At 33.0% G+C, this 12,505-nt stretch carries 6 protein-coding genes; 3 read left to right on the forward strand and 3 right to left on the reverse strand.

Features of this window, described 5'->3' with window-relative positions; genetic code table 11:
• The first annotated feature begins 133 nt into the window (after positions 1–133).
• Entirely contained in the window at positions 134–2,164 is a 2,031-nt protein-coding gene (locus ABXT64_RS10830) for a S9 family peptidase (protein ID WP_443632948.1), read from the forward strand.
• 4 nt (positions 2,165–2,168) lie between these two features.
• On the opposite strand, the gene ABXT64_RS10835 is transcribed toward ABXT64_RS10830, so the two are convergent.
• Together ABXT64_RS10835 and ABXT64_RS10840 are read right to left on the reverse strand one after the other, a co-directional pair.
• A complete protein-coding gene (locus tag ABXT64_RS10835) occupies positions 2,169–2,774 on the reverse strand; it encodes a pyridoxamine 5'-phosphate oxidase family protein (protein WP_443632949.1) in 606 nt (201 codons plus the stop codon).
• A complete protein-coding gene (locus ABXT64_RS10840; RefSeq protein ID WP_443632950.1) occupies positions 2,771–3,997 on the reverse strand; it encodes an LETM1-related biofilm-associated protein in 1,227 nt (408 codons plus the stop codon). Before ABXT64_RS10840 ends, ABXT64_RS10835 begins: the two co-directional genes overlap by 4 nt.
• A gap of 262 nt (positions 3,998–4,259) precedes the next feature.
• Between ABXT64_RS10840 and ABXT64_RS10845 the strand changes: the two genes are divergently transcribed.
• Together ABXT64_RS10845 and ABXT64_RS10850 are read left to right on the forward strand one after the other, a co-directional pair.
• Entirely contained in the window at positions 4,260–8,171 is a 3,912-nt protein-coding gene (locus ABXT64_RS10845) for a M36 family metallopeptidase (RefSeq protein ID WP_443632951.1), read from the forward strand.
• 260 nt (positions 8,172–8,431) lie between these two features.
• Positions 8,432–11,665, forward strand: coding sequence for a M36 family metallopeptidase (locus ABXT64_RS10850; protein ID WP_443632952.1), 3,234 nt, complete (start codon positions 8,432–8,434; stop codon positions 11,663–11,665).
• A 203-nt stretch (positions 11,666–11,868) separates the two neighbouring features.
• Here ABXT64_RS10850 and ABXT64_RS10855 read toward each other — a convergent pair whose 3' ends face one another.
• On the reverse strand, positions 11,869–12,438 hold the full coding sequence (locus ABXT64_RS10855; RefSeq protein WP_443632953.1) for a superoxide dismutase family protein: 570 nt from the start codon (positions 12,436–12,438) through the stop codon (positions 11,869–11,871).
• Positions 12,439–12,505 lie beyond the last annotated feature (67 nt).

The following is a 12,505-nucleotide window of genomic DNA, read 5'->3' on the forward strand; positions in this document are numbered from 1 at the left end:
AATAAATTATTCAATAGATTGAAGATAATTCAGTAGTGATTCAAAGTTTTTGATCAAATATAATTGATTTAATTGAAAGCTCATTTGATTAACCTTTTTAAAAAATCTAAATTAGCAATTCAAAATTTTTCATATGAAACTGATCAAGCAATTATCAATACTACTTTTTCTTTTTACGTTCTCAATAGCTGAAGCACAAGAAAAGTCAAACTTTGACTACCTAGATGTATTTCAATTAGAATATACCGGTGACCCTCAAATTTCACCCGACGGTTCAACGATTGTGTATAGAAGAACTGGATTTGATATTATGAAAGATCGTTCTAAAGGAAACCTTTGGATGATTAGTAGTGATGGTAAAAATCATTATAAGTTAACCAATCAAGATGTAAATGAAAGTCAAGCACGTTGGTCACCTTCTGGCGATCGTATTGCTTTTGTAAGTAGTTCGGGTGAAGGAAGTGAAATCTACGTGTATTGGAAGGCTAGCAATACAATTTCAAAATTAACTCAACTAGAAAATGGACCCAGTTCAATTTCTTGGTCTCCCGATGGAACGCAGATAGCTTTTACTATGAAAGTGAATGCAAAAGCTCCAGTAATAGCAACTATGCCAGCTAAGCCAAAAGGAGCAAAGTGGGCGAAAAGCCCTAGAATTACAGATCGATTAAAGCATGAAGCAGATGGAGTTGGTTATTTGAAACCAGGATTTAATCATGTTTTTGTTATTTCTTCGGAAGGAGGAACACCACGCCAAATTACAACTGGAAATTTTAATCATGGTGGAAACATTTCTTGGTCACCAGATAGTAAACAAATTTTTTATGCGGGTAATCGAAATGAAAATTGGGAGTATGATTTTAGAAATAGTGAATTGTATTCCAGTACTATATTAACCAATGAGATTTCTATACTAACGACTCGTAGTGGACCCGATTATGCTCCTAAAGTTTCTCCAAACGGAAAACATGTTGCTTACATTGGCTATGAAGATAAAGTACAAACTTATCAGCTTTCTCAATTGCAATTAATGAATACTAAAGGAGAAAATAAAAGAGTGCTTTCAAATAAATTAGACCGGAGTATCGATAATGCTATTTGGGCTTCAGATAGTAAAGGCTTGTATATAAGTTATGATGATTTTGGTAAGACTAAAATTGCCTTTATAGATTTGGATGGTACAATCACAGATATTGTTGAAAACCTTGGAGGTACAACCTTGGGTAGACCTTATGCTAGTGGTAGTTTTTCGGTTTCAAAATCAGGGAGTATTGCGTATACCTATTCACGTCCAGACAGTCCTGCAGATGTTGCGGTGGTAAATAAAAAGAATAAAAATGCTAGTGTAATTACTTCTGTAAATGAAGATTTATTAAACTTTCGTACCCTCGGTAAAATGGAAGAAATTTGGTATAAATCTTCAGTAGATGGAAGAGATATTCAAGGTTGGATTGTATACCCACCAAACTATGACTCACAAAAAAAATACCCTCTACTTGTTGAAAATCATGGAGGACCTATTTTAAATTATGGAAATCGTTTCTCGACTGAAATCCAATTATATGCAGCAGCAGGATATATCGTTTTTTATCCGAATCCTAGAGGTAGCACAAGTTATGGCGAAGAGTTTGGGAATTTATTGTATAACAATTATCCAGGGGAAGACTATAACGATGTAATGGATGGAGTTGATGAAATGTTAAAAAGAGGTGTTACTTCGGAAGATAAACTATATGTAACTGGTGGAAGTGCAGGTGGAATAATGACGGCATGGATCATTGGGAAAAATAACCGATTTAAAGCGGCGGTAGTTGCTAAACCTGTAATGAATTGGATCAGTAAAACATTAACAGCAGATAATTATTACGGATATGCAAACTCTAGATATCCAGGTCAGCCTTGGGAAAACTTTGAAAATTATTGGAAGTTTTCTCCAATATCATTGGTTGGAAATGTAGAAACTCCAACGATGGTCATGGTAGGAATGAATGATTTACGAACTCCTCCAAGTGAAGCAAAACAATTGTATCATGCGTTGAAACTTCGTAAAATTGAAACGGTATTAGTTGAAATTCCTGAAGCTTCCCATGGTATCGCATCTCGGCCAAGTAATTTAATTACTAAAGTAGCACATACCTTGGCTTGGTTTGAAAAGTTTAAATAACTTGTTATAAATCTTTCTGGTATCTTTTTATCATGGCTTCAGTATCTTCAGGCTCTTCTGTAGAACCAATCTGATCTTTTAGCATTTGTCCCATGCTAGGAAAATAAGATCTTTTAATTTGTGCTTCTAGCTTCCACAATTTAGAACGCATAAATGCTTTTGCACAATGGAGAAAAACTTCTTCGATTGTGATTACAATGCACGCTTTTATTGTTTTTTCTTCCGAAGAAAATAAATTTATATGTTCTTCATTTGTTGAAATATAGGCATGTCCATTTACACGAAGTGTCTCATCTAGTCCAGGGATAATGAAAAGTAGTCCGATGTTTCCGGTTTCAACAATATTGCTAAGACTATCCACCCTATTATTTCCTTTTGCATCAGGAATAACAATACAAGTTTCGTTTAATACTTTTACGAAACCTGGGTTTCCGCCTCTTGGGGAACAATCCATTTCGCCAGTTTGATTCATTGTAGACAACGTTAAAAAAGGAGCATTTTCTATAAAATGAATGCTGTGTTTCTCTAGAGATTTTAAAACTTTATCTTTTGCGCGGCCACTAGGTTTTCCATAAATTTCTCTAAGTTCATCTAAATTGGATACGATCATAAATCTTTTTTCTTGATTTTATTTTCTTGGAATGCTGAGGGTAATAAACTAGGAATATACTTTACTAATAAAGGCAATAACAAACTGCCTCCAGGTACCAAAAATATGGTTAATGAAGGAACTGATTTACAGATGTCTAAAAGCTGTTCTTTTACTTTGCTTTTTTCATCTGCATTTAAATCCCTTAAGGTGGATTGACTTAATAATACTAACAATTCACCGCTCTCATTTAATTCTTTTATTAGGCGATTTTTGTTTCTTAAAATAAGCAATTTAACAGTTGCCGTAGATTGTTTATAGAGTTGAGTTATTGGGCTGGAATACTCAAATAGTTTGATTTTTGTTGCGTTACTTTTTGAAAAATACTTTAAACTTTGAATAGAGTCAGAAAGGTCTATATCTGAAAACTTTAAAACCTGTGTTAATTGCTTTAAGAATTGAATTTCAGATTCATCAAATATTTTGTCATCCCAAACTGCTAGACAACAGATATCTAAAATAAACCTTTTTTCAAGGGTATCATATTTAGATAGATACGTTTGACTTTTAATTGAATGTATATACTTTAAATGATCTTCTCCTATTAAATAATCAGTCGATGAATCATATAATTCAATTAATTGATGATCATTTTTATTTTTATCTTTTTTAGATTTTAAAGCAAGAAAACTGCAATTAATCAATGAACTTTCAAGCTCTTCTGAATACCTTTTTAAATCATAAGCGTTAACGTTTGAAGTATTTAAATAATATCGATACGTTAAAATGTCAATATATAACATAGCATAAGTCAATGCTGTAGTTGACTTTTTTTCTATTTCACTATTTGTTTCATTTAAACGAGCAGATAGAACATGTTCTAAATTACTTTCGGGGGTTTGAGATAAGGTTAATTTTGTTAAGAATCCAGTTTTCCCTTTTTCTAAAATTGAATAAAAAACAGCTATATTTTTTACAGCCTCATGAATATCTGAACCTGTATACTTTTTAAAGTAAGTATATAGTAAGGTATGAAAAAGATTAATTTTTGTAAACTCATCTTTTGTAATTTTTAAATTACTTATAGGTTGATCAGGTAATGCCGTTATTGAAACACCAAAAATAAATCCAGTAGATTTTAAATGATTATAGAATGAATTATCATCAAGATATTTATCTATTAGTTGATGTTTTTCAAACTGATTATAAAATTTTAGGATCCAGCCTGGAGCAGATGGGTTCATATTTAAATTTAAAAGTATCCTTGTAAAAATACTGATAATTCGGAGTTAAAATAATTTTTTCATCACTTTTAATCATTAAATGTATATAATTTTAATAATTTTTGAGTTGATGAAAAAATCGTATATTTAGAGACATTTTTAAATTGATATTCAAGTATAATTTTAAAACATTCTCACATTCAATCAATTTAAAAATTTTGTTATTACAAATGAAAAATAAAAATTGCAAAGAAAATTATCAACCAAATAAAAAAAAAATATTATGAAAAAAATGACGAAGAGTTTTTTTGTTGGATTGCTATGTCTATTAGCTTTTCAACTATCTGCTCAAAACTTCAATCAAGAGATTTCTAATCATTTAGAAAAAGTTCTTGAAGAAAACAAAATCTTTGAAGAAGATACTCAATGGGAAATAACTAATAATTATGTGAGTAGTATTAGTGGCGTAACTCATGTATATTTTAGACAAGTATTAAATGGAATTCAGATAAATGGAACTGAATCTGATATACATATCCTACCTAATGGTGAAATACTTACAGAAAATAATAAGTTTGTAAAAGGAATAGCAGGAAAATTAAAAGGAGCTTCAATGCCTTCTATAAATGGAATGCAAGCGATAGAATCTGCTGCCCAACAGCTAAACTATACGATATCAGAAAATATTTCAGTGGTAGAACAATCTCAAGGTATTAATCAAAACATGCTATTGAGTGATGGAGGTATTTCTTTAAGTAATATCCCAGCTCAATTGGTGTATCATCTTACTGAAAAAGGCGAAATTGTTTTAACTTGGGATATTTCAATTGAAGAAATTGCAAAACAAAATTGGTGGAATGTAAAAGTAGATGCAAATACAGGAAATATCATCGATACATATAATTGGATGGTAAGTTGTGGCTTAGAACATGATCATTCTGGAGATGAAAAATTAGATTATAATAAGAACCTTTATGACATTCCAAATTATAAAGAAATTGTTGCAGATAATAATGGATGTTTTGAATGTTATGAAGTATTTGCTTTACCATTAGAAAGTCCATATTATGGAAGTAGAACGACAGAAAATAGCCCACAAGACACAAGTGCTTCGCCATTTGGATGGCATGACACTGACGGTGTTGCAGGAGCTGATTTTTTTGACACTAGAGGAAACAATGTAGATGCTCATGATGATGGGGATAATTCTGGTTATCGTCCAAATGGAGGAGCTGATTTAGATTTTACTGGATATACATTTAGCCAAGTTTATACTGGAGGAAATCAATATGAAGATGCTTCAATTACAAATCTTTTTTATCTAAACAACGTTATACATGATATTATGTATCAATATGGTTTTGATGAAGTTTCTGGAAATTTTCAAGAAAATAATTATGGAAATGGAGGATCAGGAAGTGATTCAGTAAATGCAAATGCTCAAGTTTCACAATGGTGTAATGCTACATTTGGTACCCCAAGTGATGGATCTAATCCAAGTATGAATATGTACATCTGTAATGATAAAGATGGTGATTTTGATGCACTTGTAGTTATTCATGAATTTAGTCATGGAACTTCAAATAGATTAACAGGAGGGCCAAATAATACCTCTTGTCTTGGTAATCAAGAACAAATGGGAGAAGGCTGGAGTGATTTTTATGGTACTATTATGACTATGCAACCTGGCGATGTTGCTTCAGATGCAAGAGCAGTAGGGACCTATTTATTTGGACAAGGAGTCGGAGGGGATGGTATCCGCTCTCACCCCTATAGTACTGATTTTGGTGTTAATCCACATACCTATGATGATATTAAATCTGAATCAGTACCTCATGGTGTTGGTTCTGTATGGTCAATGATGCTTTGGGAAATGACATGGGAATTAATAGGAGCTAATGGTTATGATAATGATATTTATAATTTCACTGGAAATCCAAGTTTAGACGCAGGTAATGTTATGTCTATGGCATTAGTTACTGAAGGTATGAAATTACAGCCTTGTCAACCTGGTTTTGTAGATGGAAGAGATGCGATATTAGCAGCAGACGTCGCTATTTATGGTGGTGCTAATGAATGTTTAATTTGGGAAGCCTTTGCAAGAAGAGGCCTTGGAATAAGTGCAAGTCAAGGTTCATCAGGAAGTAGAAGTGATGGAACTGAAGCATTTGACACTCCAACTGGAGTAGCTGCTTTCACAGCCCCTGGAGATGTTTGTTCTAGTGCTGAAATATTAACAGGTTTAACTGGTGGTTCTCCTTCTGGAGGTGTTTATAGTGGAAGTGGTGTTACTGATGACGGAAATGGATCTACCTATTCTTTTGATCCAAGTGATGCAGGAGTTGGTGTACATACAATCACATATGATGTAGATGCTAGTACTTGTTCAACAGCATCATCAGCTTCAGATACTATAGAGGTGATAGATTCACCAGCAGGTCCTGCAACAACAGGAGCTTCAGATTTCTGTGTAGGACAAGAGGTAACATTAACAGCGGTTCTAGGAGATCCTGGAAACTTTATTCAATGGTATGATTCAGAAACAGGAGGAAACTTATTACACGAAGGTGAATCTTATACTTTCACTCCATTAGATAATACAAATGTTTATGCTGCTGAAACTTCAAGTTCTGGACCAGTTTCAAAATTAGTTATTTCAGAAATAACATTACAAACACCAGATCAGTTTGAAATACAAAATGTTGGAAATGCTTTTGATTATTCTGGGTATGCTGTTGCAGTTAGTGATTCACCATATGATAATATAAATACAGTTAATTCTATTGTCCAAATTTTAGGAAACATGGGAGCAGATAGTGTTGAATATTGGACCGATGAATCCTCTAATCCATGGGGGGACAATATCTTTTGGGACGATGCTGGTACAGGTTGGATTGTTATTCTAGATCCTTCAGGAAATGTAGTTGATTCTGTTTTTTGGAATTTATCAGCGGCTCAAATTTCTGGATTTAATGTTGCAATTAATGGATTTAATATTACTGCAGCCGATTTAGATTGGTCTGGCGATGGTGCAAATTTTTCAACTATTTGTAATACTTCTTTTAGAAGAGTTGGTGATCTTGATACTTCAGTAGATTGGTCTGGTACATGTGAATCTTCAGATTTTGGTGTAGCCAATTCAGAGATTGATATTGTATCTGGAGGTTGTTTAAGTGAAAGAACTTTAACTGAAGTTATTGCTGAAACAGAAGCTCCAGAGATTACATGCGATGCTAATGTAGAAATTAGTGCTGATGCAAATACTTGCTCGGCTTCAGGAGTTGTATTAACAGATCCTGTAACTTCTGATAACTGTGGTGTAGCATCTGTTACAAATGATGCTCCAAGTACATTCCCATTAGGGAATACCGATGTTACTTGGACAGTTACTGATACAGCAGGACTTACAAATACTTGTATTCAAACAGTAACAGTAGTAGACGATGTTAATCCTACGATATCATGTGCAGCAAATGTAGAAATTAGTACAGATGTTGATGCATGTTCAGCTTCAGGAGTAGTATTAACAGATCCATCTACAGATGATAATTGTGGTATAGCAACGGTTACTAATGATGCACCTGCGGTGTATTTAATAGGAGATACAGATGTTACATGGACGGTTACTGATACAGCGGGGCTTACTACTACTTGTGTTCAAGTAGTAACAGTAGTAGATACTATGGATCCAGAATTAACTTGTCCTTCAGATTTAACTGAAATAGTTAATGAAGGTGAATTATTTACAATTCCAGATTATACAGGAGGTGCAACAGCTACAGATAACTGTACAACTTCTCCAACAATTACTCAGGATCCAATTGCTGGAACTGAAGTAGGGGAAGGTGTTACTGTAATTACTATGACTGCTGTTGATGATGCTGGAAACGAAGGGACGTGTGTATTCGAATTAACTGTTGAAGAACTATTAGGCACTAATGATTCAGAATTCAACAATAGTATTCAATTGTTACCAAACCCAACAAGAGGTATAGTCAACTTAATTAATAATAGTTCAGAACAATTAGTTTCAGCTACAATAATTGATGTAAATGGAAGAATTATTCAAGTTAAAAGTTTATCAAATGCAACTTCAGAAATAATGATTTCATTAGAAGCTTATGCTTCAGGAATGTATTTTGTTAAGGTTGAAGGAGTATCACATACTTTAATAAAACGTATTATTAGAGAATAAGATATCAATCAGCTAATAACTGTTAGAGTTATTTTAAAGTATAATTTTAAAACCCAAAGAGTTATAACTCTTTGGGTTTTTATATATAATTAATTTTGTTTAAATACTTAGGGTTTTTTGTTTTTTAACTGTTATATGACCGTAACTAGTTATATGATAATATGGTGTTGTTTTTATAAATAACTTTTCTCTAGTTTTATAAACTCTTAACATTCTTAACATTTAACTAAAATATTAAACTAAACTTCAACCTAATTAATATGAAAAGAATTACTACACTTTTATTTTTGGGATTTCTTTGTGTTTTTACAACACAAATAAAAGCTCAAAACTATGCGCAAAACTTAACAGATCATTTCACAACATTATTAGAAAAGGATAATTTAATAACCGATGATGTACAATGGCTAATTACAGATGAAAATGTTAGTAGAACAAGTGATATACAACATGTATACTTTACTCAATCTAAAAATGATATTGAGGTATATGGAACACAGTCTGGTATTCATATTTTAAATGGAGAAACAATTTCTTCAAATAATAAATTTATATTTAAAAGTACAGATAAAATTTTAGGAAGCTCATCTCCATCCATAAACGCAACACAAGCTGTTGCAGCAGCTGCAAACCAATTGGGGTATGCAATTACGGATGCTATAACAGTTTTAGAAGTAGAACAAGGGAACAGTCAAAAAACGATCTTGAGTAATGGAGGCATTTCTTTAAGTAATATACCTGCAAAATTAGTATACTATTTTACAGAAAGCAATCAACTTGTTTTAGCTTGGGATATTTCAATTCAAGAAATAAGCCAACAAGATTGGTGGAGTATAAGAATTGATGCAGTTACAGGTGAAATATTAAATAAAAATAACTGGATGGTAAGTTGCTCTTTTGAGCATGACCATTCTAGTCATGAAAATTTAAATTATAACATCAACTTATTTGATATTCCGAATTATATAGAAACTTCTGAAGAAATTGGCGGCTGTATATCTTGTTATGAAGTATTAGCGATGCCTATTGAAAGTCCTTATTATGGAGGTAGATCTATTGAATCTGGAATTGAAGATGCTACTGCATCTCCTTTTGGATGGCATGATACAGATGGTATTGCGGGGGCTGAATTTACAGTTACCAGAGGTAACAATGTAAATTCTTATGACGATGGAGATAACCAGGGGTATCAACCCGATGGAGGAGCTGATTTAGATTTTACAGCATATCCATTTAGTGAAATATATTCTGATGTAACTCCATATGAAGATGCTGCAATCACTAATTTATTTTATTGGAACAATATTATTCATGATGTTATGTATACCTATGGTTTTGATGAAGCTGGAGGAAACTTTCAAGAAAATAATTATGGCAATGGTGGAGCAGGATCTGATTCTGTAAATGCTGAAGCACAAGACGGTTCAGGATCATGTAATGCAAATTTTGGAACACCATCAGATGGAGGCAACCCAACGATGCAAATGTATGTATGTGGCGATAAGGATGGTGATTTTGATAATTTAGTTATTGTTCATGAATATGGACATGGAATATCAAATCGATTAACTGGAGGTCCAAATAATACAGGATGTTTAGGGAATTCGGAACAAATGGGTGAAGGATGGAGTGATTACTATGGAGTTATGATGACTATAGAACCTGGTGATACAGGTACAGATTCTCGTGGTGTTGGAACTTATTTATTTGGAGAAGGTCCAGATGCAGACGGTATAAGACCTTTTCCATATAGTACAGATATGGGTGTAAACCCACAGACGTATGATTATATTAAAACAGCTGCTGTACCTCATGGTGTTGGTTCTGTATGGGCAACAATGCTTTGGGAAGTAAGCTGGGCATTAATAGATGAACATGGATTTGATACGGATATTTACAATTTTACAGGTGATACAATTTTAGATGCTGGTAATGTAGTAGCAATGGCTATTGTTACTGAAGGTATGAAATTACAACCTTGTGGCCCTGGATTTGTGGATGGTAGAGATGCAATTCTTGCAGCCGATCAAGCTATTTATGGAGGAGCAAACGAGTGTATAATATGGGATGCATTTGCTAGAAGAGGTCTTGGATTTAGTGCAGATCAAGGGTCGTCTGGTAGTGTTTCAGATGGAACAGAATCTTTTGATTCCCCAGTACCTGCAATTAACACAGAAGAAGAAGTTTGTGTGGGGCAAGGTGTTCAAGTATTTGGAGGAGGTACTCCAATAGGTGGAGTATATTCTGGCCTTGGAGTTACCGATAATGGTGATGGACTTACTTATGATTTTGATCCTGCAATAGCTGGGATTGGTTCTCATATAATTGAATATGATGTTGTTTCTACATGTGCTATTGGAGTAGCTTCTGATGATATTGAAGTTATATCTGATACTCCGGAAATAATTTGTCAGGATGTTGCTTTAGAATTAGATGAAAATGGAGAAGCAATTTTAACGCTTCAAGATGTTGTTGAAAATGTATTGCCAGGAGATATGACAGTAGATCAAACAGGAACATTTGCACCAATAGCAATATCAGGGACTACTGTAAGTTTAAATGATGACGATGTATCTAATGCCTTAAATATTGGCTTTACATTTAATTTTTACGAGGTTGATTATACAAATTTTTATATTTCTTCTAATGGGTTTATAACCTTTTCAAATGGAAATGAAAGTGGATGTTGTACTGGAGGTTTATTGCCATCAGTGGGCGGACCAAGTAATTTTATAGCATTTGCTTGGCAAGATTTAAACCCTTCGGCTGGAGGAACTATAAGTTATGAAACTGTTGGAACAAGTCCAGATCGTAAATTAATTATGGAGTTTGATGATGTTCCTTATTATAATTCTTCAGAAGGTGTAACATCGCAAATACATTTATTTGAAGGAACCAATAAAATAGAGATTCATAGTACAGAAATTACTAATAGAGGACCAATGACACAAGGTTTGGAAAATGCTACTGGTACATTAGGGCTTGCTACTCCTGGTAGAAATTCACAAACTTGGAGTGCAACAAATGATTATGTAGCATTTTATTATTTACCAGGAAATACAACAGATAATTGTGGTTCACCAACAACAGTTACTTTAAGTCAAGAGTTATTTACTTGTAATGATATAGGTGCGACAACTGTTACTATTACGATAGATGATGGGAATGGAAATACTAATACTTGTACTGCAGAAGTTACAGTAACAGATCCATTATTAGCCTGTTTATTATCAACAGAAAATTTTGAGTTGGACAAGAATATTGTATTGTATCCTAATCCTACAAATGGTCAATTTGCATTAATAAATAATAGTTCAGAACAATTAGTTTCAGCAACCATCATTGATGTAAATGGTAGAATAATTCAAGTTAAAAAATTATCAGATGCTACCTCAGAAACTATGATTTCATTAGAAGGTTATACTTCAGGAATATATTTCGTTAAAATTGAAGGAGTATCAAATACTTTAGTAAAACGAATTATTAAAGAATAAGAAGTCAATTATTTATTAAACTCCACTCTTATTTAAGGGTGGAGTTTTTTTGGCAGGATATTTGATATTTATATAGTAATCAGTAGTTCTAAATGAAACATAAAGTAAACTATTTGTGAGTCACTAAAAAGAAACATTTTAAAGTTGCTATTAAAAAAGCCCATCCTATTTAGGATGGGCTTTTTTAATTTATTTAAAGGGCCTTATTCAATAATGCCTCCACAACTAATTCTAGCACCAGCTGCACCAGACGGTTGTGATACAAAATCATCTGTACCTTGATGAACGATAATAGCTTTTCCTAAAATATCTTTCTTTTCATCAACACAACCAATACACCATAAATCGGTTGTTAAATTAATAACTCCTGTTCCTTTATCACTAACTTGAAAATTTCCAATATCTCCTTTATGGAATCCTGTTGTATCTCCCCATTTACCATGATTTTCAAAGGTTGGGTTCCAATGTCCACCAGCCGATTTACCATCTGGAGAAGAACAATCTGCTTTTTCATGAATATGAACTGCATGAGTACCAGGACTTAAATCCCAGAATTTTCCATGCATTGTTACCACTCCATTTTCTTCGGTAAATTTAAATTTTCCTTTGGCTTCCGTATCGCTTTTAGATTCTAATGTAAATTCAACTACTTTTCTCTCTTCTTCTTGAGCTTCTTCAATTTTAGTTTCTTCAACTTTATTATCTTTGTTTTCTTTACAAGAGCTAAAGATAACAGAGCAGGTAAGTATTAATAATATTCCAATTTTTTTCATTTTATAAATATTTTAATTGTTTTTAGTTCTTTAAAGGTAAGAGGATTCTTCGAATTTTTTCGATATT

Origin of the sequence: Candidatus Marifrigoribacter sp. Uisw_064, assembly GCF_047730175.1 — a bacterium.
Taxonomy (GTDB): Bacteria; Bacteroidota; Bacteroidia; order Flavobacteriales; family Flavobacteriaceae; genus Marifrigoribacter.

Coding starts and splice junctions, on each gene's coding strand:
- ABXT64_RS10850 (WP_443632952.1), top strand. CDS start 8,432: ATGAAAAGAATTACTACACTTTTATTTTTGGGATTTCTTTGTGTTTTT.
- ABXT64_RS10835 (WP_443632949.1), bottom strand. CDS start 2,774: ATGATCGTATCCAATTTAGATGAACTTAGAGAAATTTATGGAAAACCT.
- ABXT64_RS10845 (WP_443632951.1), top strand. CDS start 4,260: ATGAAAAAAATGACGAAGAGTTTTTTTGTTGGATTGCTATGTCTATTA.
- ABXT64_RS10855 (WP_443632953.1), bottom strand. CDS start 12,438: ATGAAAAAAATTGGAATATTATTAATACTTACCTGCTCTGTTATCTTT.
- ABXT64_RS10840 (WP_443632950.1), bottom strand. CDS start 3,997: ATGAACCCATCTGCTCCAGGCTGGATCCTAAAATTTTATAATCAGTTT.
- ABXT64_RS10830 (WP_443632948.1), top strand. CDS start 134: ATGAAACTGATCAAGCAATTATCAATACTACTTTTTCTTTTTACGTTC.